The organism is Pseudomonas sp. GL-B-19, assembly GCF_019956415.1.
GTDB lineage: Bacteria > Pseudomonadota > Gammaproteobacteria > Pseudomonadales > Pseudomonadaceae > Aquipseudomonas.
The window spans coordinates 49,378-72,534 of sequence record NZ_JAHBDK010000025.1 but is presented as its reverse complement, the minus strand read 5'-3'; the positions used below and the strand labels follow the sequence as shown (position 1 = coordinate 72,534).

18 protein-coding genes and 1 pseudogene are annotated in these 23,157 nt (G+C 59.0%); 14 read left to right on the top strand and 5 right to left on the bottom strand.

All coding sequences use genetic code 11. From position 1 onward, the window contains the following. Positions 1 to 154: 154 nt before the first annotated feature. Together KGB06_RS10775 and KGB06_RS10770 are read right to left on the bottom strand one after the other, a co-directional pair. Positions 155 to 712: an NUDIX hydrolase gene (locus tag KGB06_RS10775; protein ID WP_223515201.1), complete on the bottom strand. Its 558-nt coding sequence runs from the start codon at positions 710 to 712 to the stop codon at positions 155 to 157. 3 nt (positions 713 to 715) lie between these two features. Next, positions 716 to 1,783, bottom strand: a complete 1,068-nt coding sequence (locus KGB06_RS10770) for a DUF2333 family protein (RefSeq protein WP_223515198.1) — start codon at positions 1,781 to 1,783, stop codon at positions 716 to 718. Between the two features lie 289 nt (positions 1,784 to 2,072). Between KGB06_RS10770 and KGB06_RS10765 the strand changes: the two genes are divergently transcribed. The 13 genes and pseudogenes from KGB06_RS10765 (at position 2,073) to KGB06_RS10705 (ending at position 20,042) form a co-directional block, all read left to right on the top strand. Then, positions 2,073 to 3,743: a PleD family two-component system response regulator gene (locus KGB06_RS10765; protein ID WP_223515195.1), complete on the top strand. Its 1,671-nt coding sequence runs from the start codon at positions 2,073 to 2,075 to the stop codon at positions 3,741 to 3,743. Positions 3,744 to 5,235: 1,492 nt separating this feature from the next. Next, positions 5,236 to 5,742, top strand: a pseudogene (locus KGB06_RS30075) (methyl-accepting chemotaxis protein); the annotation flags it as partial. Positions 5,743 to 5,905: 163 nt separating this feature from the next. Next, a complete protein-coding gene (locus KGB06_RS10755) occupies positions 5,906 to 7,651 on the top strand; it encodes a protein-disulfide reductase DsbD (RefSeq protein WP_223515188.1) in 1,746 nt (581 codons plus the stop codon). 131 nt (positions 7,652 to 7,782) lie between these two features. Continuing rightward, positions 7,783 to 8,235: a type II 3-dehydroquinate dehydratase gene (aroQ, locus tag KGB06_RS10750; RefSeq protein ID WP_223515185.1), complete on the top strand. Its 453-nt coding sequence runs from the start codon at positions 7,783 to 7,785 to the stop codon at positions 8,233 to 8,235. 48 nt (positions 8,236 to 8,283) lie between these two features. Further along, a complete protein-coding gene (gene accB / locus KGB06_RS10745) occupies positions 8,284 to 8,745 on the top strand; it encodes an acetyl-CoA carboxylase biotin carboxyl carrier protein (RefSeq protein ID WP_223515182.1) in 462 nt (153 codons plus the stop codon). 17 nt (positions 8,746 to 8,762) lie between these two features. Further along, entirely contained in the window at positions 8,763 to 10,121 is a 1,359-nt protein-coding gene (accC, locus tag KGB06_RS10740) for an acetyl-CoA carboxylase biotin carboxylase subunit (RefSeq protein ID WP_223515179.1), read from the top strand. Between the two features lie 278 nt (positions 10,122 to 10,399). Continuing rightward, on the top strand, positions 10,400 to 11,278 hold the full coding sequence (gene prmA, locus KGB06_RS10735) for a 50S ribosomal protein L11 methyltransferase (protein WP_223515176.1): 879 nt from the start codon (positions 10,400 to 10,402) through the stop codon (positions 11,276 to 11,278). A 30-nt stretch (positions 11,279 to 11,308) separates the two neighbouring features. Then, complete coding sequence (locus tag KGB06_RS10730) at positions 11,309 to 12,526, top strand: DUF3426 domain-containing protein (protein WP_223515173.1); 1,218 nt, start codon at positions 11,309 to 11,311, stop codon at positions 12,524 to 12,526. Positions 12,527 to 12,711: 185 nt separating this feature from the next. Continuing rightward, positions 12,712 to 13,722, top strand: a complete 1,011-nt coding sequence (dusB, locus tag KGB06_RS10725) for a tRNA dihydrouridine synthase DusB (protein ID WP_223515170.1) — start codon at positions 12,712 to 12,714, stop codon at positions 13,720 to 13,722. After that, the gene (fis, locus tag KGB06_RS10720; protein WP_007907419.1) at positions 13,719 to 14,039 is read left to right on the top strand and encodes a DNA-binding transcriptional regulator Fis; all 321 of its coding nucleotides are present in this window, start codon (positions 13,719 to 13,721) and stop codon (positions 14,037 to 14,039) included. Before dusB ends, fis begins: the two co-directional genes overlap by 4 nt. Positions 14,040 to 14,120: 81 nt before the next feature. Beyond that, a complete protein-coding gene (purH, locus tag KGB06_RS10715; protein ID WP_223515167.1) occupies positions 14,121 to 15,728 on the top strand; it encodes a bifunctional phosphoribosylaminoimidazolecarboxamide formyltransferase/IMP cyclohydrolase in 1,608 nt (535 codons plus the stop codon). Between the two features lie 143 nt (positions 15,729 to 15,871). Then, on the top strand, positions 15,872 to 17,167 hold the full coding sequence (gene purD / locus KGB06_RS10710; RefSeq protein ID WP_223515164.1) for a phosphoribosylamine--glycine ligase: 1,296 nt from the start codon (positions 15,872 to 15,874) through the stop codon (positions 17,165 to 17,167). A gap of 100 nt (positions 17,168 to 17,267) precedes the next feature. Beyond that, positions 17,268 to 20,042: a hybrid sensor histidine kinase/response regulator gene (locus KGB06_RS10705; protein ID WP_223515161.1), complete on the top strand. Its 2,775-nt coding sequence runs from the start codon at positions 17,268 to 17,270 to the stop codon at positions 20,040 to 20,042. Between the two features lie 22 nt (positions 20,043 to 20,064). Here KGB06_RS10705 and KGB06_RS10700 read toward each other — a convergent pair whose 3' ends face one another. From KGB06_RS10700 to KGB06_RS10690, 3 genes are read right to left on the bottom strand one after another with little or no spacing between them, the layout of a single operon-like run. Next, entirely contained in the window at positions 20,065 to 20,706 is a 642-nt protein-coding gene (locus tag KGB06_RS10700) for a hypothetical protein (protein WP_223515158.1), read from the bottom strand. Next, entirely contained in the window at positions 20,703 to 21,431 is a 729-nt protein-coding gene (locus KGB06_RS10695; RefSeq protein WP_223515155.1) for a hypothetical protein, read from the bottom strand. The genes KGB06_RS10700 and KGB06_RS10695 overlap by 4 nt, the downstream gene beginning before the upstream one ends. A 58-nt stretch (positions 21,432 to 21,489) precedes the next feature. Then, the gene (locus KGB06_RS10690) at positions 21,490 to 22,278 is read right to left on the bottom strand and encodes a hypothetical protein (RefSeq protein WP_223515153.1); all 789 of its coding nucleotides are present in this window, start codon (positions 22,276 to 22,278) and stop codon (positions 21,490 to 21,492) included. Positions 22,279 to 22,531: 253 nt separating this feature from the next. Between KGB06_RS10690 and KGB06_RS10685 the strand changes: the two genes are divergently transcribed. Beyond that, entirely contained in the window at positions 22,532 to 23,128 is a 597-nt protein-coding gene (locus KGB06_RS10685) for a MarC family protein (protein ID WP_007945221.1), read from the top strand. Positions 23,129 to 23,157 lie beyond the last annotated feature (29 nt).

The window sequence follows — 23,157 nt, the reverse complement described above, 5'->3', positions numbered from 1 at the left end:
CTCAGGCAGGGGCAGCGCTACTGAAACGATACAACCTTGCAGGAGCCGAGCTTGCTCGCGATGGACGTCAACGATAACGCGCACTTCGCTCCTACAAAAGGTCGCGCAGTGTAACGGCAAAAAGCCGACTTGCTAAGAGCCAATCGGCGCCAATTTATAGCTCTTTTGCGACGTCATCCTGTTGAGCGCGCAGATAGCGCTTCAATGCGGCCAGAGAGTCCGGGCAATAAGGCTTTTGCTGGATTTCCAGCATGACCTGATCGATGGGGATAAAACGCGCTTCGAGCACCTCTTCCGGCTGCAGGATCAATGGCCCGTCCCACACCGCCGAAAACGCCGAACACCAGAGCCGGTTGCCGGTGTCTTCAAAGAAGAAGTGATCATGGGCGGTCAGTTCCACACCGCTCACACCCAGCTCTTCTTCGAGTTCGCGGGCGGCCGACTCGGCGTAGGTTTCGCTGGCGAGCACCATGCCTCCCGCCGCCACATCCCAATACCCCGGATAAATGGCTTTGCTCAGGGTTCGCCGGTGTACGCACAGTTCACCAGCCGAGTTGAACAGCATGATGTAGGTGCCGCGCCCGATCAGCCCGCGCTCACGCAAATCGGAACGGACCAGGGCGCCGAGCAGGTTGTCCTGTTCGTCGACCCAGGCGATCTGTTCGGCATCCGAGGCCGCGCGATGGGCGGCCTCTTTGGCGTCGTCGACCATAAATCAGCCTTGATTGAGCAATTGACGCAGATCGATCACTGCGGCGTTGGCTCGGGAAATGTAATTGGCCATGACCAGCGAGTGGTTAGCCAGCACGCCGAAGCCGCTGCCATTGAGGATCATCGGACTCCAGACCGGCTCTTGCGAGGCTTCCAGCTCACGAATGATCTGACGCACGCTGACCGTGGCGTTTTTCTTGGCCAATACATCGGCGAAGTCGACTTCGATGGCGCGCAACAGATGGGACAGTGCCCAGGCCTGACCACGGGCTTCGTAGAACACGTTGTCGATCTGCATCCACGGGGTCTCGATGATTTCTTCGTCGACCTGTGGCACTTGGCCCGGCGCGAGGACTTCGGTTTTCAGCGAGGTGTTGAGTTTGACCCGGCCGACACTGGCCGACAGGCGTTGTGACAGCGAACCCAGTCGGGTGCCCACGTCACCCAGCCAGTTGTTCAGGTTGTCGGCGCGGGCATAGAACAGCGCGCTTTTCTGGTTCGGATCGGACAGACGTGCCTGATAGCGGCTCAGGGAATTGATGCCTTCCTGATACTCGGACTCACTGGAAGGCAGCACCCAGCTTTTGTTGTCGAAGTTGAAACGCGGTTCAGCCTTGGCCAGATCGGCGTCTTCGGCCGACTGCGACTGTGAGCGGGCGAAGTCTTTACGCAGCGCACGGCTCAGGTCGCGGACCTGGACCAGCACGCCATATTCCCAGCTCGGCATGTTGTCCATCCATAGGCCCGGCGGGAAACGGTCGTTGGAAATATAGCCACCCGGTTTGCTCAGCAACGTCCCGGCGACGGTCTTGAGGGTTTCCACCGTGGTGTAGCCGATGACCATCTGCTTGCCTTCTTTTTCGGCAGCGATCTGGGCATTTTGCTGGACTGGGAACAGCGCAGGTTCTGCACTCCAGTACCAACCCAGGGCAATCGTAACCAGCAGATAAAGGCCGATCAGCGTGGCCAGCGCCCGGCTGAACAGCAGGCCGCCAAAGTAACTGCGGGTGGCCGATTTAGGTTCAGCGGCACGTTCAGGTGCGCTGCCCGCGCGGTTCTTCCAGTCCAGCATGGCGATATCCTTTCAATCACTTGAGTTCATCGGTTCGACCACAACCCTACGCCATCGTGCTTCGTTTTGCCGCGTATTAAATCCGCCGGGAAACAGCGAGCCATACAATGACTGCGATCGACGGCCACTATAAATGAAGCACAGCCGCGAGCCTATCCGACCAACCAGTCACAAACTGAATCAAGCTGATTAACAGATAATTGCCGTACGACTCTCATCCCACTGAAAAGAGGTGCTAGCATAGAGCCACCAGTCGATCTCAGCATTTACCCTAACCAGTAGTCAGGATATGACCGAGCCAGAAGACCCCAGCCGTGAGCGCCTCAAGCACCACTTTGCCCAGCGGGTGATTCATCAGGCACGTCAAATTCTTGAGATCTGGCAGCGCCTGCAACGCAGTGAGTGGTCCACCGCCGACTTATCGGAGCTGAGCGAGGCCAACCTGCGCCTGCTGCGGTTTGCCGAGCGTTTCGAGCAACCGGAACATACGCAACTGGCGCGCCACATCGGTCAGTCGCTGGAGGCTGTCGACGCCAATCGCGGACGCCTGAGCAGCGGGCTGATCACCGATCTCAATCGCTTGATGCAACGCTTGTCCCGCACCGGCCTGCGCCATGGCGATCAACTTGAACAAACCTTCCTGCCGCCACTGCGCAAGCCGATCTACGTGATGCTGCAGGATTACGACCGCGCCGAGCGTCTGGCCAAGCAGCTGGAGTTTTTTGGGCTCAGCGCTCAAGCCCTCGACAGCGTTGCGGCGTTCCGTTCTTCGATGGTCGAGCGCTTGCCCGCGGCGATCGTCATGGACGTGGACTTCAGTGGTGCCGGCATCGGCTTGAGACTGGCCGCCGAAGCCCAGGAAGGCCTTGATCATCAATTGCCGCTGTTGTTCTTCAGCCTGCACGAAACCGACACCCCGACCCGCCTCGCCGCCGTGCGTGCCGGTGGCCAGGAGTTTCTCACCGGCACCCTGGAAGCTTCGAGTCTGCTGGAGAAAATCGAAGTCCTGACCTGTGTCGCTCAGTACGAACCTTATAAAGTGCTGATCATCGACGACTCCCGCGCCCAGGCCCTGCACACCGAACGCCTGTTGAACAGCGCCGGGATCGTCACGCGCACGTTGATCGATCCGATTCAGGCCATGGCCGAACTCTCGGACTTTCAACCTGACCTGATCATCCTCGACATGTACATGCCGACCTGCACCGGTACTGAACTGGCCAAGGTGATCCGTCACAACGACCGTTATGTCAGCGTGCCGATCATTTACCTGTCGGCCGAAGACGATCTGGACAAGCAACTCGACGCCATGAGCGAAGGCGGCGACGACTTCCTGACCAAGCCGATCAAGCCGCGCCACCTGATCACCACCGTGCGCAACCGCGCGGCACGGGCACGAAATCTGAAAGCCCGGATGGTCCGCGACAGCCTTACCGGCCTGTATAACCACACGCACATTTTGCAATTGCTTGAAGACTGCAGCTTCCGCTCCCGCCGCGAGAGCAAGCCGCTGTGCTTTGCGATGCTCGACATCGACCACTTCAAACGCGTCAATGACAGCCACGGCCACCCCATGGGCGACCGGGTAATCAAGAGCCTGGCGCTGTTCTTGAAGCAACGCTTGCGCAAGACCGACTTCATCGGCCGGTATGGCGGCGAAGAGTTCGCGATCGTCATGCCGGACACCGACCTCCAATCGGCTTACTCAGTGCTGAATGAAATTCGTCAGCGCTTTGCCGAAATTCACTATCCCGCCCAGCCTCAAGACCTTCGGTGCACATTCAGTGCCGGCGTGGTGGAGCTGTGCGAACACTCCGACGGCCTGATGATGGCCAGTCAGGCGGACGAGGCGCTGTACCGCGCCAAGGATGCCGGACGCAACCGTGTTCAGGCGGCGCGAACATCACGGCAAAGTGCCACTTTTTTATCGAAATCCACCGATTCGGTCATAACGCTGTAACACAAACGCAATAAATTCAGGCGCTTACCATTCTGCCCTTGGTAGACACGCTATGCGCCTGAAGTTGCTGACCAATCTCAACACCCTCCTTTTAGTCGCCGTGTGTGTAGCCCTTGGCGCCACACTGTGGTGGTCGCAAAAGGCCCTGGAGCGCCCTTATCTTTTGATGGAGCGTTATCTAGGCCTGTCCCGGCAGTTTCAGAATGAGGTCGCGCGCAACATCGAGGACTACCTCGCCAGTGGCGATGCACTGCGCCTCAGCAGCGCCAGCCAGGCCATTGACGTCTTGCAAAAGGAGCTCGGTGAGCTGCCACCGGCGCTCGCCGACACCTTGCGCCCGAGCCTGTCGAACCTGGATGAGTTCAGCAAAACCGATCTGTTGGCCGCTGGCAAACTCGCGGGCGACCCGCAAGCGCTGCTGCTGCAAGCCGAACGCGAACTCGGCGCCAGCCTCGACCAACTCAGCCAATACGCCAGTGCGAACGCGGCCTACCTGACGCCGCTGCTCGCCGCCTCGCAACACTTGGGCAGGCTGTCTCTGGCACGGGACAAACTGGTGAGCAGTGGCCGCAGCGAATTGGCCGCCGACGTCGAACGCGAAGTGGCCAACATCCGCACTCAGGCGGAACTGCTGGGCAGCTTGCCGCTGCTCGGCGTCACCGCCAAGAGTGAATCGAACACCGATGATTTCGCGTCGATGATGGGCCTGGAGAACACCGAGAAAGCTGCCGCCGAAGACGCGGGGGTCGGCCTCAAGCGTGAACTCAACAGCCTGCTCTCGCGCTACCCGGCCGAACTGTCGCGCACCCGCGATCAGATCCAGAAGCGCACCGATCTGAGCGCCGCCACGCACCTGAAAATCGCCGCAGTGCAGCAAGCGATTGCCGGACTCGAGCCCGTGGTCCGCGCCCAGCACGGCCAGATCCAGGGCGAAGTACGGTTGATGCAGGGTGTGATGATCGGGCTGATCCTGCTGATCGCCTTACTCATCGATACCCTGCAACGACGCCTGGCCCGAACCCTGACCAACCTGGCGCCGGCCCTGTCTACGTGGGCAGAAGGCGACTTCAGCCGGGACATCGAACTGGGCAATACCAACCGCGAATTGCACGACATTCAAGCGTCGCTCAATCGCTTGCGCGCTTATCTGGTGGATCTGGTCGGGACCATTCGTCTCAACGCCGAGCAAGTCGCCGGCAGCAGCCGAACCCTGGCCGATTTGAGTAATGACCTGCACAGCGGTGCCGAACATCAGGCAGGCGACACCGCACTGATCCGCGATTCGCTCGGTGAACTGGAGGCGACGATTCAACAGGTCGCCGGCGATGCCAGCCAGGCAGCCGACGCCAGTCGTCATGCCGGCCTGGCAGTTGCGCACGGCCAGAAAGTCATCGGCCTGAGCCTTACCGGCCTGCATGCGTTAGTGGGTGAAGTGCAGGGTAACGCGCAGATGATCGAACACCTTGCCGAAGAATCGGCGACCATCGGCGGCGTGCTGACGGTGATCCGCTCGATTGCCGACCAGACCAACCTGCTGGCCCTGAACGCCGCCATCGAGGCAGCTCGCGCCGGCGAAATGGGTCGAGGGTTTGCGGTGGTGGCGGAAGAGGTTCGCTCGCTGGCGCAACGCACAGCAGGGGCCACCGCAGAAATTCAGACGCTGATTGCCGGCCTGCAAACCGCCGCGCGTCAATCGGTGGAGGGCATGCGCGCGCAGGTTGAACATGCCGAAGCCACGGCCAATCAGGCGCAAGCGGCCGACGGGGCGCTGGATAGAATCGTCGGGGCTATCCAGACCATTTCCGACACTGCCGTGCGCATTGCCGATGTCACCGCCCAGCAGAGCGGCGCGGTCAGCGAGATTCGTGACCACAGCGAGCGAATTCACCAATTGGGGGGGGATAACTTGCTGCGCATTGGTGAAGGGCGAGAGCAAGGGGAGAACCTTTTGGTGCTGGGCGGGCGGCTGCGTACGGCTGTTCAGGCCTTTCGCGTCTGATAGATCGCTATCGCGAGCAGGCTCGCTCCCACAAGGGTACGCTTTCCCCTGTGGGAGCGAGTCTTCTCGCGATAGCGCCAGAACAATCACCGCACAACGCCCCACCCTGCACACCCGCCCGCTGTCCGCTATCATGCCCCCAATTCCGATACGCGAGATTGTCATGCGCCGTTTGCTCTGCCTGCTGCTTTTAGTGCTCGCCCTGCCGGCCACCGCCGCCGGGTTGCCGGACACCCGGCCCAGTTCCACTCTGGGCGCGATCAACAACAGCGCTGACTTTCTGCCGGTGCGCGAAGCCTTTCAATTGAGCCTGATAGACAGCACGCCGCAGTTGATCAAGCTGCGTTTCGTCGCGACCGAAGGGTATTACCTCTATCGCCATCGTTTCCAATTTCGGGCTGACCCGGCCGATATAAGTCTGGGCGCAGCAATACTGCCCAAGGGCGAGCAGAAGCACGATGAGTACTTCGGCGATGTCGAGGTTTATCACGGCGTTGTTGACGTAGAAATACCGCGCACCGATCAACGTGCCTTCACACTGGCCGTGACGTATCAGGGCTGCGCCGACAAAGGCCTGTGCTATCCACCGGAAACCGAGCGCCTGAGCATTGAAGGCATCGGCACCCCGACCTCAGCGCAAAGCGTTGGCTGGCGCGAGCTTGCACTGTTCTTCCTCGCCGGCTTGGGCCTGACGTTCACCCCTTGCGTGCTGCCGATGCTGCCCATCCTGTCCGGTGTGGTGCTGCGTGGGCAGGTCGGTGGTTGGCGCGGCTTCAATCTGTCTTTGGCCTACGTGCTGCCGATGGCCGCCTGCTTCGCCCTGCTCGGTGCGCTGATGGGGATGTTCGGCGCGCAGCTCAACCTTCAGGCACGCCTGCAATCGGCCTGGGTACTGGTGCCGTTTGCGATGTTTTTTGCGCTGTTTGCGCTGGCGATGTTCGGCGTATTCGAACTCAAGCTGCCGCAGGCCATCAGCAGTCGCCTGGATCGCATCGCCGGCCGCACTGAAGGAGGTTCACTGTGGGGCGCCGCGGTGTTGGGCGTGGTGTCCAGCCTGTTGGTTTCGCCCTGCGTTTCCGCGCCCCTGGCCGGCGCGCTGCTGTACATCAGTGCCAGCGGCGATGCGCTGGGCGGTGGACTGAAACTGTTCATGCTAGGCCTCGGCATGGGCGCGCCGCTGTTGCTGGTGGCCACCGGTGGTGCGGCCTGGCTGCCGAAAAGCGGGCCGTGGCTGGTGTATGTGAAAAACGCCATTGGGGTGCTGTTGCTGGGATTGGCGATCGGACTGCTCAGCCGGGTACTGCCGGGCCAGATCACCTTGCTGCTGATCGGCTTACTGGCCGGCGGTGTCGGCTTGTTCATGGGCGCACTGGAGTTCGTCTACAAGCCCCCTCGAAAACGCCTGGGTCAGCTGCTGGGGATGTTCCTGGTGTTTTACGCACTGGCGTGCTGGTTCGGGGCGTTCAGCGGTCAGACCGATCCGTTCAACCCGATTGGTCAATCGCGCGTGATTGCGGGTAACGAACCACCGCAAAACACCGGAACCTGGCAAACAATCAGCACGCCCTCAGAGTTGGATCGCGTGCTCGCCGATGCTCAATCCTCCGGCACCCCGCTGCTGCTCGACTGGTACGCCGACTGGTGCATCAGCTGCAAAGTCATCGAACACGAAGTGCTCAACGACGCCACAGTCGTGGAACGCCTGCAAGGTTATCGACTGGTTCGTTTCGATATCACCGCCAGCAATGCCGAACAACGCGCCCTGCTCGACCGTTACAAGCTGTTCGGTCCTCCGGCCTTGATGTTTTTCGGCAAGGACGGTGTTGAACGCACCGATGTGCGAGTGATCGGCGAGATCAACGCCAAAGACTTCGTTGAACGTGTTGCGAAAGCAAATGACCAGACTTAAACACCCGGTCACATATTTCGCGCAAACATCGGCTATCGTGCTGGCTATTGCATAGAACTGGACAGTCACAAAGGCTTTGCGGCATAGTCGCCGGGTTCTGACACTTGCCCACAGATAACAAGGAACAGCAGATGGCGACCCTATTGGTGCTGCACGGCCCCAACCTGAACTTGCTCGGCACCCGCGAACCGGGCACCTACGGCGCTACGACACTGGCGCAGATCAACCAGGACCTGGAACGCCGCGCCCGTGAAGCCGGCCACCATTTGCTGCACCTGCAAAGCAACGCCGAGTACGAATTGATCGACCGCATCCATGCCGCTCGCGGCGAAGGTGTGGACTTCATTTTGATCAATCCAGCAGCTTTTACGCACACAAGTGTCGCATTACGTGACGCGCTGCTGGCAGTGAGCATCCCATTCATCGAAGTGCATTTGTCTAACGTGCACAAACGCGAACCTTTCCGCCATCACTCTTACTTCTCCGACGTAGCGGTGGGAGTGATCTGCGGCCTTGGCGCCAGCGGTTATCGACTGGCCCTGGAGGCCGCACTAGAACAGCTTGAAACACAGGCAACGGCTTGAACTACAAGCGTTAAACGCCCCTGACCGACCCTTGGGAGTTGATGATTCATGGATATCCGTAAAGTTAAGAAACTGATCGAACTGCTGGAAGAGTCCGGCATCGACGAGCTCGAGATCAAGGAAGGCGAAGAGTCCGTACGCATCAGCCGTCATAGCAAAACCCCGGCTCAGCAGTACTACGCACCGGCTCCAATGCACGCTCCGGCACCAGCGCCTGTTGCTGCTCCGGTTGCCGCTGCCGCTGCACCTGCTGCTCCGGCCGCACCTGTTCTGAACGGCACCGTTGCCCGTTCGCCGATGGTCGGTACGTTCTATCGCAAATCTTCGCCATCCTCGCCTTCGTTCGTTGAAGTCGGCCAGACCGTGAAAAAAGGCGACACCCTGTGCATCGTCGAAGCCATGAAGATGATGAACCACATCGAAGCTGAAACCAGCGGCGTGATCGAATCCATCCTCGTCGAAGACGGCCAGCCGGTTGAGTACGACCAACCGCTGTTCACCATCGTTTGAACCGCGGAGAAACTTTGATGACTGCGAAGTTGGAAAAAGTTCTGATCGCCAACCGCGGTGAGATTGCCCTGCGGATCCTGCGTGCCTGCAAAGAGATGGGCATCAAGACTGTCGCCGTTTACTCCAAGGCCGACAAAGAACTGATGCACCTGGGCCTGGCAGACGAATCCGTCTGCATCGGTCCGGCCTCGGCCGCGCACTCTTACCTGCACATCCCGGCAATCATCGCCGCAGCTGAAGTGACCGGCGCTACCGCCATTCACCCAGGCTACGGTTTCCTTGCGGAAAACGCTGATTTCGCTGAACAGGTCGAGAACTCCGGCTTCGCCTTCATTGGCCCCAAAGCCGACACCATTCGCCTGATGGGCGACAAGGTATCGGCCAAGCACGCCATGATCGCTGCGGGCGTTCCAACCGTTCCGGGTTCCGACGGCCCACTGCCTGAAGACGAAGAAACCGCTCTGCGCATCGGTCGCGAAGTCGGTTACCCGGTGATCATCAAGGCCGCTGGCGGCGGTGGTGGTCGCGGCATGCGCGTTGTGCATAACGAAGAAGACCTGATCTCTTCTGCGAAACTGACCCGCTCCGAAGCTGGCGCGGCGTTTGGCAACCCGATGGTCTATCTGGAAAAATTCCTGACCAACCCACGCCACGTGGAAGTCCAGGTACTTTCCGACGGCCAGGGCCAGGCCATCCATCTGGGCGACCGCGATTGCTCGCTGCAACGTCGTCACCAGAAGGTTCTCGAAGAAGCGCCGGCACCGGGCATCGACGAGAAAGCACGACAGGAAGTCCTCGCTCGCTGCGTCAAGGCGTGCATCGACATCGGCTACCGTGGCGCCGGCACCTTCGAGTTCCTTTACGAGAACGGCCACTTCTACTTCATCGAGATGAACACTCGTGTCCAGGTAGAGCACCCGGTTTCGGAAATGGTTACCGGCATCGACATCGTCAAGGAGATGCTCAGCATCGCCGCTGGCAACAAGTTGTCGTACACCCAGGACGACGTGGTGATCCGCGGTCACGCCCTGGAATGCCGAATCAACGCCGAAGACCCGAAAACCTTCATGCCGAGCCCAGGCACGGTCAAGCATTTCCACGCACCAGGCGGCAACGGCGTTCGCGTCGATTCGCACCTGTACAGTGGTTATGCCGTTCCGCCGAACTACGATTCGTTGATCGGCAAGCTGATCACCTACGGCGCAACCCGTGAAGAAGCCATGGCGCGCATGCGCAATGCGCTGGACGAAATCGTTGTCGACGGGATCAAGACCAACATCCCGCTGCACCGCGATCTGGTCCGTGATGAAGGCTTCTGCAAAGGTGGAGTCAACATCCACTACCTTGAGCACAAGCTCGCTGGTGAGAAGCACTAAGTTTCGACCCAATCAACAAAGCCGCCTTCGGGCGGCTTTGTTGTTTCTGGATATTTCATCTCACCTATTGCCATGCCCCCTTGTGGGAGCGAGCCTGCTCGCGAAGGCTATGTCCCATCCAATATTGAAATGACTGACACACCGCTTTCGCGAGCAGGCTCGCTCCCACAAGGAACTGCAAGGGAAAGCGACTCCCACAAAACCTCCGCGCTCGCGTAAACTTGCGCGCTTCTCGCAGCCCGCTAGGCTGCAATCAATATTTTTCAAAGGTGCCCGCCATGCCTTGGCTGCAAGTCCGTCTCGCCATCAGCCCAGAACAAGCCGAAACCTACGAAGACGCGTTCCTTGAAGTGGGCGCCGTATCGGTGACCTTCATGGACGCCGAAGATCAGCCAATCTTCGAGCCAGAACTCAATACCACACCGCTGTGGTCGCACACGCACCTGCTGGCCCTGTTCGAAGGCGGTACCGAAGCCGCCAGCGTATTGGCCCACCTTGAGCTGCTGACCGGCAGCCCGCTGCCCGAGCATCACAGCGAAGTCATCGAAGACCAGGATTGGGAGCGCAGCTGGATGGACGGCTTCCAGCCGATGCGTTTCGGTCAGCGCCTGTGGATCGTCCCGAGCTGGCACGCCGCGCCCGAGCCTGACGCCGTGAATCTGTTGCTTGACCCGGGCCTGGCGTTTGGCACCGGCACCCACCCGACCACCGCGCTGTGCCTGGAATGGCTCGATGGCCAGGACCTGAAAGACTGCAACGTGCTGGATTTTGGCTGCGGTTCGGGGATTCTGGCGATTGCCGCCCTGCTGCTGGGCGCCAAGGAAGCCGTCGGCACCGACATCGACGTCCAGGCACTGGAAGCCTCGCGCGACAACGCCGGGCGCAATAACATTGCCGAAGCACTCTTCCCGCTGTATCTGCCGGAAGATCTGCCGCCGGTCAAAGCGGACGTGCTGGTCGCCAACATCCTTGCCGGGCCGTTGGTTTCCCTGGCCCCGCAACTGTCCAGCCTGGTGAAACCGGGTGGACGCCTGGCGTTGTCCGGTATCCTCGCCGAACAAGGTGAAGACGTTGCCGCCGCCTATGCTCAAGACTTCGATCTGGATCCGATTGCCAATCGCGATGGCTGGGTGCGCATTACCGGCCGTCGGCGCTAGAATGAACGCCTGCATAAACCGGATCGCCGCATGACCGATAGCTTCGTCACCCAGTGCCCGCATTGCCAAACCAGCTTCCGCGTCAGCCATGCCCAGTTGAGCGTGGCCCGTGGAGTGGTTCGTTGCGGCTCCTGCTTGCAGGTATTCAACGCCGCCAAACAATTGCTGGAACAACGGGCCGGTAAAGAAGCCGTCAAACCGGTTGCCCCGGCCATCGCTGAACCGCCGGTGCAACGCGCTATCAGCCAAAAGCAGTGGACCGCCTCCGAACTGGATCTGGACAGCCTGGACCTGGACGAAGAGCTCGCCCGACTCGAACAGCGGGAAATCCAGCCAACCACAGAGTTTGGCCGGCACCGCGAAGACGGACTCAGTGCTCGTCGCGACTCTATCGAGCACGACGAAGAGCCGTGGTCCGATAGCCTCTTCAGCGAGTCGGCCGCCGACCGCGCCCAGTCAGCAGAAACCGAACAGCCGGAATCAGAACCTGAACCGAGCAAGCACTCGCGAACCGAGCCTTCGTTTTCGCTGGAGCCGGTTGATCTGGACGAAGAGCCCCAGGTGCCCCATCTGCGCCTGAACGACCCACTCGACGCCCCCCTCAACCACGAGCGCCTATCAGCGACCGAAGAACTCGACGACAACCTGCCATCCATCGAACCGTTGCGCAAACGTCGCGAGCGCAGTGAACCGGGCGTGCGCGCCGAGGCACTGCAGGACCTGACCGACGACCCACTGCAACTGGATTGGCAAAAGCGACGATCCCCCTGGGGCCGGCGGTTGTTCTGGTTGCTCCTGGTCTTGCTTGGCGCCGCCGCGCTCGCGGGCCAATACATTGCCTACCAATTCGACGAGCTGGCCCGCCAGGACCAGTACCGCCCCTGGTTCCAGCAACTGTGCCCGAAAATCGGCTGCACCGTGCCGTCCAAAGTCGACATTGCCAAAATCAAAAGCAGCAATCTGGTGGTCCGAAGCCACCCGGAATTCAGTGGTGCCCTGGTGGTCGATGCGATCATCTACAACCGCGCCGCGTTCTCCCAGCCTTTCCCGTTGCTGGAACTGCGCTTTGCCGACCTTAATGGCCATTTGATTGCCAGCCGTCGCTTCAAACCCGGCGAGTACCTCACTGGCGACCTCGAAGGCATGGCGGAAATGCCACCGCAAACGCCAATCCACATCGCATTGGATATTCTCGACCCGGGCGCCAAAGCGGTGAACTACAGCCTGAGCTTCCACTCCCCCGAGTGAAACGCTTTACCGTTACAGGCTTGGCGGAAGATTTCTGACTGGTACCGTCCATACCTGACTGCTGGTAATAACAGCATAACTGTTCAGATTTTGTTCAATTCAGCCTTTATCCAGTCATCGAGAGCGGGTATCATGCCAACCCTTTTTCGAACTCTAATGATCCGGCCCCACAACAGGGAAGTCCTATGTCGGCGGTACGCATCGGTCCATATACATTGCAAAACGGCTTGATTCTCGCCCCGATGGCGGGAGTCACCGACCAACCCTTTCGTCAGCTGTGCAAGCGATTGGGCGCGGGGCTGGTTGTCTCGGAAATGGTCACCAGTGACATGAGTTTGTGGAACACCCGCAAGTCGCGGATGCGCATGATCCACGAAGGTGATCCCGAGCCACGCTCGGTCCAGATCGCCGGTGGTGATGCGCAGATGCTGGCGGACGCGGCCCGGGCCAACGTCGAACTGGGCGCGCAGATTATTGATATCAACATGGGTTGTCCGGCGAAGAAGGTCTGCAACAAGGCTGCCGGTTCCGCGCTGTTGAAGGATGAAGCATTGGTCACCGAGATCCTGCAGGCCGTGGTGGCTGCGGTTGATGTGCCGGTGACCCTGAAGATCCGTACCGGCTGGGACCGGGACAACAAGAATGGTTTGACGGTGGCAAAGATCGCCGAGCAGGCAGGCATTACGGCGTTGGCGGTCCATGGCCGCACCCGTGCCGATCTGTATACCGGTGAAGCCGAGTACGACACCATTGCCGCGATCAAGCAGGCGGTGTCGATGCCGGTCTTTGCCAATGGCGATATCGATTCACCCGAGAAGGCCCGGTACGTGCTCGATGCGACCGGTGCCGATGGTTTGTTGGTAGGCCGGGCTGCCCAGGGGCGGCCATGGATTTTTCGTGAGATCGAGCATTTCCTGCGTACCGGCGAAAAACTCCCGGCGCTGGAATTGATCGAGGTGGAACGCATTCTGCTAGAGCATCTGGCCGCCCTGCACGTTTTCTATGGAGACGTGATGGGTGTCCGTATCGCTCGAAAGCATGTGGGCTGGTATCTCGCAACCTTGCCGGGCGCCAGGGAGTTTCGCGCCCACTTCAATCGTTTGGAAGATACGGAAGCACAATGCGCCAACGTTCAGGGCTTCTTTGCCGAACGTTACAAGAGCCTGACAGGGGACGGAGAAGGGGTGGCCGCATGACGATGATGACCGAGACTTTAGTGAGTGGAACAACACCCGTGAGCGACAACGTAAATTTGAAACAGCACCTCAATACGCCCAGCGAAGAAGGTCAGACCCTTCGCGGGAGTGTCGAGAAGGCGCTGCACAATTATTTCGCCCACCTTGAGGGCGCTGCCGTCACGGATGTGTACAACCTGGTGCTCTCCGAAGTCGAGGCTCCCCTGCTCGAGTGCGTGATGAACTACGTCAAGGGCAACCAGACCAAGGCCAGCGAGCTGCTAGGGCTCAACCGAGGCACGCTGCGCAAGAAACTCAAGCAGTACGATTTGCTGTAAGCATTCAATCAAACCAGAAAGGCGCCCGCGTAAAACCGGTCGCCTTTTTTGCTGACTCCTTTGCTTTTGATGGAAATTGAAATGACCGACCAGACTACCCGCCTGCCGATCCGCCGCGCCTTGATCAGCGTTTCCGACAAGACCGGGATCCTCGAATTCGCCAAAGAGCTTGAAGCCCTGGGCGTCGAGATCCTCTCTACCGGCGGGACGTTCAAGCTGCTGAGCGACAACGGCGTTGCCGCAGTGGAAGTCGCGGATTACACCGGTTTCGCAGAAATGATGGACGGTCGGGTGAAAACCCTGCACCCGAAAATCCACGGCGGGATCCTCGGTCGTCGCGGTATCGATGACGCCATCATGAGCGAGCACGGCATCAAGCCGATCGACCTGGTCGCGGTCAACCTGTACCCGTTCGAAGCCACCATCAACAAGCCTGGCTGCGACCTGCCGACCGCGATCGAGAACATCGACATCGGTGGCCCGACCATGGTCCGCTCGGCGGCCAAGAACCACAAAGACGTGGCCATCGTGGTCAACGCCAGCGATTACGCCAGCGTTCTGGAAGGCCTCAAGGCCGGCGGCCTGACTTACGCTCAGCGTTTCGACCTGATGCTCAAGGCCTTCGAACACACCGCCGCCTACGACGGCATGATCGCCAACTACATGGGCACCGTGAACCAGGCTGCTGAAACACTCAGCACTGAAGGTCGCAGCGAGTTCCCGCGCACCTTCAACACCCAGTTCGTCAAGGCTCAAGAAATGCGCTACGGCGAGAACCCGCACCAAAGCGCGGCGTTCTACGTGGAAGCCAAGCCTGCCGAAGTCGGCATCGCCACCGCAACCCAGTTGCAGGGCAAAGAACTGTCGTACAACAACGTGGCCGACACCGACGCCGCACTGGAATGCGTGAAGAGCTTCGTCAAGCCGGCCTGCGTGATCGTCAAACACGCCAACCCGTGCGGCGTAGCCGTGAGCCCGGACGCCGAAGGCGGTATTCGCCAGGCCTACGAACTGGCATATGCCACCGACACCGAATCGGCCTTCGGCGGCATCATCGCCTTCAACCGCGAACTGGATGCTGAAACCGCCAAAGCCATCGTCGAGCGTCAGTTCGTCGAAGTGATCATCGCCCCGAGCGTCAGCGAAGAAGCCCGTGCCATCGTGGCGGCAAAAGCCAATGTGCGCCTGCTGGCCTGCGGCGAATGGTCGGCTGATCGCGCCGCTGCCTGGGACTACAAACGCGTCAACGGTGGCCTGCTGGTGCAGAGCCGTGATATCGGCATGATCGGCGCCGATGACCTGAAAGTCGTGACCAAGCGCGCACCGACCGAACAGGAAATCAACGACCTGATCTTCGCCTGGAAAGTGGCCAAGTACGTTAAGTCCAACGCCATCGTCTACGCCAAGAACCGTCAGACCATCGGTGTCGGCGCAGGCCAGATGAGCCGTGTGAACTCCGCCCGTATCGCTGCGATCAAGGCTGAACACGCCGGCTTGCAGGTACAGGGTGCAGTCATGGCATCGGACGCCTTCTTCCCGTTCCGCGACGGCATCGACAACGCGGCCAAGGTCGGCATCACGGCGGTGATCCAGCCAGGCGGCTCGATGCGTGATAACGAAGTGATTGCTGCAGCCGACGAAGCCGGCATCGCTATGGTATTCACCGGCATGCGCCACTTCCGTCACTAAGCACACGTCCACTGTAGGAGCCGGCTTGCCGGCGAAGGGGCCCCGTCAGACACACCGCGGCGCTCCTTTCGCTGGCAAGCCAGCTCCTACAAAAGCATCCAGCGGGATGCTTCCCCGAATTAGCGTCATCCGAGGTTTTTGAAATGAATGTTTTGATCATTGGCAGCGGTGGCCGTGAACACGCACTGGCCTGGAAAGTGGCTCAGGATCCGCGCGTGCAGAAAGTATTCGTGGCCCCCGGCAACGCCGGCACCGCCATCGAAGCCAAGTGCGAGAACGTCGCTATCGACGTGCTGGCCCTTGAGCAGCTGGCCGACTTTGCCGAGAAAAACGTTTCCCTGACCATCGTCGGTCCGGAAGTGCCGCTGGTTGCAGGCGTGGTCGATCTGTTCCGCAGCCGTGGTCTGGACTGCTTCGGTCCGACCGCTGGTGCTGCGCAGCTGGAAGGTTCGAAAGCCTTCACCAAGGACTTCCTGGCACGCCACAAGATCCCGACCGCCGACTACCAGAACTTCACCGAGATCGAGCCAGCCCTGGCCTATCTGCGTGAAAAAGGCGCACCGATCGTGATCAAGGCCGATGGCCTGGCCGCCGGCAAAGGTGTGATCGTTGCCATGACCCTGGCAGAAGCCGAAGACGCCGTGCGCGACATGCTCGCGGGCAACGCGTTCGGCGACGCCGGTTCGCGCGTGGTCATCGAAGAGTTCCTGGACGGCGAAGAAGCCAGCTTTATCGTCATGGTCGACGGCAAGAACGTGCTGCCAATGGCCACCAGCCAGGATCACAAACGCGTCGGCGACGGCGACACCGGCCCGAACACCGGCGGCATGGGCGCTTACTCCCCTGCCCCGGTCGTCACTGCAGAAGTGCACCAGCGGGCCATGGACCTGGTGATCTGGCCAACCGTTCGCGGCATGGCCGAGGAAGGCAACGTCTACACTGGCTTCCTGTACGCAGGCCTGATGATCAACAAGGCTGGTAACCCAAAAGTCATCGAGTTCAACTGCCGTTTCGGCGATCCTGAGACCCAACCGGTGATGCTGCGTTTGCAGTCGAGTCTGGTCTTGCTGGTCGAAGCCGCTCTGGCTCAAGCACTGGACAAAGTCGAAGCGCAATGGGATCCACGTCCGAGCGTCGGTATCGTGCTGGCCGCTGGTGGTTACCCGGGTGACTACGCCAAAGGTGTGGCCATCAACGGTCTGGATGCAGCCGCCGCGCTGGAAGGCAAAGTCTTCCACGCGGGCACTGCGCTCAAGGACGGTCAAGTGGTGACGGCCGGTGGCCGTGTACTTTGCGCCACCGCCATGGGCGCCAGCGTCGATGCGGCTCAGCAGCAGGCTTACAAGCTGGCGGCCAAGATTGATTGGGAAGGCTGTTTCTACCGCAATGACATTGGCTACCGTGCCATTGCCCGTGAGCGTGGCGAGAGCCAGGAATAAGGCCATTCATTCGGCGAGGCAAGGGCCGCTGGTCCTTGCCGGACTATTCCGGCACCGCGCATAGTTATAATCTGGCATCAACCTACGAAGGGATTTCGCCGTGCGCTGGCTCAGGATTGCCATAAGCCTCACCGTCACTCTGCTGACCTTGCTCTGCATGCTCCCGGCCCAGGCCGCGCAAGGTAGTGGCTGGGCGGTATTGCTTGATGAACAGGGCGACCTGCAGCTCAGCGACATCCGTTCCGCTCGCTACACCAATCAATTCAGTCCCATCGAACTCGATCGCCTCACGGCGGCCGAGCCCGATGGCGCGTTGTGGCTGCGTTTCAGGCTGGCCCCCGGCAAGCATGAACAATTGCTGCGGGTGTTCGCACCCGATCTGTCGGCGCTCAACCTGTATGTACTCGACGGCGACACGCTGATCGATCATTTGAACACCGGTACCAGGCAGCCCCAGATTGACCGCCCCCTGCCCAGCAGCGACTTCATGTTGCCGCTGCCGCAAAGTGACAACCCCCTCGACGTTTACCTGCGTCTGGTCTCCAACCATCAGTTGCGGCCTTACATCACCCTGCAATCGGCGATCACGACCGCGGCCGATCAGAACCAGACGTTGATCTACGGCCTGCTGTTCGGTTGCCTCGGCATGCTGATCCTGTACAACTTCGTGCGCTACGCCTACACACGTTCGCGCAGCAGCCTTTGGCTGGCCTGGTGTGAAGGGTTGTTGATGCTCAGTTTGCTATTGCTGCTGAATCTGGCCGGGCCATGGTTGCCAAACTGGCACGCCATCCAGGCGCCGGGCGCCTACCTCGCGTTATTGCTGACTGCGCCGAGCGGCCTGATGCTTGCCATTCGCTTCTTCGCCCCGCTCGGCCCGCACCCGCTGAACAAACTGCTGCTGGCGGACATTCTGCTCATCGTCGCCTGCGGCCTGCTGTTGTTGTTCGTCAACACCTTGCCGCTGAACATCATTACTTACGCCCTGGTTGCTCTGGCAGGCCTGAGCATGTTGTTCGTCAGCGCCTATCACTGGCAAAAAGGCTATCGCCCGGCTCGGTTTTTCGTCGCTGCGATGGTGGTGTTCAACATTGGCACCCTGATCATCCTGCCCGCCCTGTTGGGACTGACCCTGGTCGCGCCGCAAGGTCTGATCACTACGCTTCTGGTGTTCACCTGCATCAGCGGCCTGCTGATGAGCATCGCCCTGAGCGAACGTCAGCGCAGCATCACTGAAGATCGTTTCAGTGTCAGTCGCGACCTGGCCGCCAGCAACGCCGAGATCAACGCCAAGGCTGAATTCCTGGCGAAAATCAGCCATGAAATCCGTACACCCATGAATGGCGTTCTGGGCATGACCGAGCTGCTGTTGGGCACTCCCCTGTCGGTCAAACAACGCGATTACGTGCAAACCATCCACAGCGCCGGCAACGAACTGCTGACACTGATCAACGAGATTCTCGACATCTCCAAGCTCGAGTCAGGGCAGATCGAGCTGGATGACGTACAGTTCGACCTCAACGCCTTGATCGAAGACTGCCTGAGTATCTTCCGCGCCAAAGCCGAGCAGCAGAATGTCGAACTGATCAGCTTCATCCAGCCGCAAGTGCCGCGCGTCATCGGCGGTGACCCTACACGCCTGCGCCAGACCCTGCTGAGCCTGCTGGAAAACGCGCTGAAGAAAACCGACGAAGGCGAAATTCTGATCGTCGTCGCCCTCGATGAACGCAGTGCAAAACCGCGGCTGCGCATTGCCGTGCAAGACAGCGGTGTGCCGATGGAGGCCGAAGAGCGCGATGCCCTGATGCACGCCGAACTGCACAGCAAGCATTTCCTCTCGGCAACGAGTCTGGGCGGTAATCTCGGGCTGGTGATCGCTCGTCAGCTGATCCGTTTGATGCACGGCGAGTTCGGCATCAAGACCGGCGCCAACCAGGGCAGCACGCTGTGGCTGACGTTGCCACTGGACCCGGACCAGCTTGAGCACCCGACTTGCGACCTCGATGGTCCGCTGCAAGGTGCTCGCGTCCTGGTGGTGGACGATAACGACACCTGCCGCAAAGTGCTGGTGCAACAATGCAGCGCCTGGGGCCTGAACGTCAGCGCCGTGCCTTCCGGCAAGGAAGCCCTGGCGTTGTTGCGCACCAAGGCTCATTTGCGCGATTACTTTGATGTGGTCTTGCTGGACCAGAACATGCCGGGCATGACCGGCATGCAACTGGCGGCCAAGATCAAGGAAGACCCGAGCCTCAATCACGACATACTGCTGATCATGCTGACCGGCATCAGCAATGCGCCGAGCAAGATCATTGCGCGCAACTGCGGAATCAAGCGCATCCTCGCCAAACCCGTGGCCGGCTACACCCTCAAGACCACCCTCGCGGACGAGTTGAATCAGCGCAACAAAGGCCCGGCCGTTTCGCATCATCTGCCCACTGGCCCGACGCTTCCGGTCAAGGTCCCAAGCGACTTCCGCATCCTTGTGGCCGAAGACAACACGATCTCGACCAAAGTGATTCGCGGCATGCTCGGCAAACTCAACCTGCAACCGGACACCGCCAGCAATGGCGAAGAAGCCTTGCTGGCGATGAAAGCCCAACGCTACGACCTGGTGTTGATGGACTGCGAAATGCCGATCCTCGATGGCTTCTCTGCCACCCAGCAGTTACGAGCCTGGGAAGTCGGCAACCAGCGCACCCGCACACCGGTGGTTGCCTTGACCGCGCACATCCTCGCCGAGCACAAAGAGCGAGCACGTCAGGCTGGCATGGACGGGCACATGGCCAAGCCGGTGGAGCTGTCGCAGTTGCGTGACCTGATCGAGCATTGGGTGGCTCAGCGTGATCAGCAAAGTCGTACAGCGTCGACATTCTGAGCAACCTTGTGCAGCGAGCTTGTCAGAGTTCCAGATCGATCAGGTATTTCAGAGACTGGGATATGACCGACTGCTTCACCTTGTCCCGAAACTGGGCATAGTGAAGTGTGTTGAAGGTAATCACAGCCATCTGTTCGATGCTGTTGTGCACGAGCGTTTGATCCTCGACAAACAGGAATCGAGAGACATTTCGACGAATTTGAAACTGTCGGTGATAAATCCCCATATCAACTTTGTTCGGACCGTTCATCACGCAAGGAATCATCTGGAAGTAACCGCCATCGGAGCCAAGGCTCGTCGAGTCGAAGACCTCGAGCGCCAATGCGTTGTGCTCCATCTGTGCCAAAGCCCGACTCATAGGCTGGGAGAATGTCTCGCCGAGACGTGTTGCGATACTTCGCATTGCCTGCCTGCCCATCAGGCTGTCCTGCAGGGGCAATAATATTTCAGGTTCTGGAACATCCCATCCGAGAAACTTCAGTTGATTGCGGTAGTACTCAAACCAGTCACCCGACAATCCATCGTTAAACGCAGCACGGGTAGCGTTTTGCGCAAAAGCCGTGCTCATGTAAATGTCTTCTCGGTGGGACGCAGGCAAACCACTGGCAAACGCCACGACGCTGCCGCCAACAACCGCAGCCGGTGGAGCAATCAATTGCGTCATGATTCAATTTCCTCAGGAACCTGCACACCAGAACAGCTGTCGGTCAGGCTTAACAGCGCAACATTACCCTTGAGCCTTTCCCTGACCTTCCAGGCGATAGCATCACGCGCGGGACCGTATAGGGTTTCGGACAGATTGACCCGGGCGTAACGCATGCTGACAGTGCCTTGTACATTTTCGGCCTGAAAGAGCTGTGCCAAAGGATTGAGGCTTATCTCTTGACGGGTTTTAAACTCCAGGTACACGCTTGTGACCGAGGTCGGAGTTCGCGCCAGAATTACAAGCAAACGCACATTCCTGGCTGGCGCAGGTACTTCAGTCGATTCATCTGCGGACGTTTTTTGCACATGGCTGCGCAGCAAGCTCATTGCAGGTTCAGTGCCCGACACACTCGCCACCCGTGCCAATGTTGCGGCAGTAGCTTGCCCTTCGTCTGGAGCACCTTTGGACATCGCAGCCACAACCCATTCGATCGCAGACTCGCCGCAGTTTTCGGTAATGAGCCTTTCCTCTTGCGCCTTTGTTTGCCGCAGCCAGAAGTCATCTAAAACTTTCACATAAGCGTTGTACCAATTAATCTCCGGCTTTTTCTCCATCTCTTTATTGGCAACCAGTTGCGCCAGCAATACAGAATTGACCAAATCATCATGAGCTACCCACCCATCAGATTCAGGAACAATCACGACAGCAGCCCCCACCACCGACACTAAGTAATCGCAACTCATATCATTTACTCGCTCATAGAAAAGGGCAGTCGATACTCGACCGCCCTGCAAGATTCAATTAAATATCATAGTCAGCAATTTTGCCGGCGTGCGCGATCAGTTTACTTGCAATAACCTCACGAGTAGCGGCAGCGACCAAATCATTTTTTTCAAAGAAAGTTTCACCGCGATACAGTTTCACATCCCGAGTATCCACATCCACAAACAGTACTTTGGTCGACGTGTTAGTGCGTAAAAACCGCACCGCACCGAGGGCCATAATGGTTACGCCATTATGTTCAGTGCACGCACCGGCCGCTATTCCGCCTACGCCTTGCGCCAACAGATTTCGCTCATAAACAGTTAGTTCCGTATCACGCTTTTGCAGGGCTGCAATCGCCTCCCCCGCCACTTTCAGCATCAATGCAGTAGTCGGACCAGGCAGCGCAATGCCCGCGACCACCGAGCCAAGAATCTCCAACACCAGTTTATCCATGCGGACACTAGTTCCGCTGATGTGCAAGTCGTTGTAGTAGCTTTTGATATGCGTCCAGCCCGCCTTTCTCATGACGTCCCGAAACTCCGCATACCACTCTTTACCCTGGGACTCCTCCGGAAATGCTTTGTTCGCAACAAGGCTCGCAAAGAGAAAAGCATTCTGCGCATCCGAGCGATTCACACCACTGAGGCCACCGCTGAAAGACAATATACCTTCACCGACAATAGAGCCTTTCGACGGTTCTTCAACGGTATCACCTAGCGTAAAAATACTACGAGGGCGAATAGCTACTGCATCACCAAGCTCATATTCATTCAGACTTTTAACGCAGGCAGCAATATATTGATCACTAACTACTAGGTTATTCATTTCAAATTCCTTATTTACATTAAAGCAAGTTCCTCATGAACTCGCCGGAAAAACAATAACCAAACAAGCGAACACTAACAAACCAAAATATGTAACATCATATCCGCCAATCTATAACAACCAACACCAAACACTTAGTTGAAAACACTCAAATAAAGACGAACAACAGGCCGATCTTTGAAAGCCGACTCCCACACGCAATTGATCGACTGATAGACTTCGCCTCACCCCTCTTTTGAAGCGAGCCAAAACCATGCTCCAAGTGTTATTCAGCGTTTACCTGAAGATGCTGGTGCTCTACAGCCCGTTCTTCGTCTTGTCCTGCTTCATCAGCCTGACTCGCGGCTATTCGCGCAAAGAACAACGACGCCTGGCTTGGAAAGTAGCGGTCGCCACGCTGGTGTCCAGCGTTTTGCTATACCTGTTCGGGCGAGTGATTTTCAGTGTCTTCGGCATCACCGTGGACGCGTTCCGCATCGGCGCCGGCAGCGTACTGTTCATCTCGGCGCTGGGCATGGCCCAAGGCAAGTCGGCGGTGCAAACCGATAACGTGCAGCAGGACGTGACCATCGTCCCGCTGACCATTCCCCTGACAGTCGGCCCCGGCACCATTGGCGCATTGCTGGTGATGGGCATAGGCCAGCCGCATTGGGACGACAAGCTCACGGCCATACTCAGTATTGCCCTGGCGAGTTTCACCGTGGGCGTCGTGCTTTATCTGGCCAACCACATCGAGCGTATTCTCGGCGACCAGGGCTTGCAGATTGTCAGCCGTTTGATGGGGTTGTTCGTCTGCGCCTTGGCGGCGCAGATCATCTTTACGGGCGTGAAGGGCTATCTGGTTCCCTGACATTCAAGGCCGCAGATCTGAAAAAACCT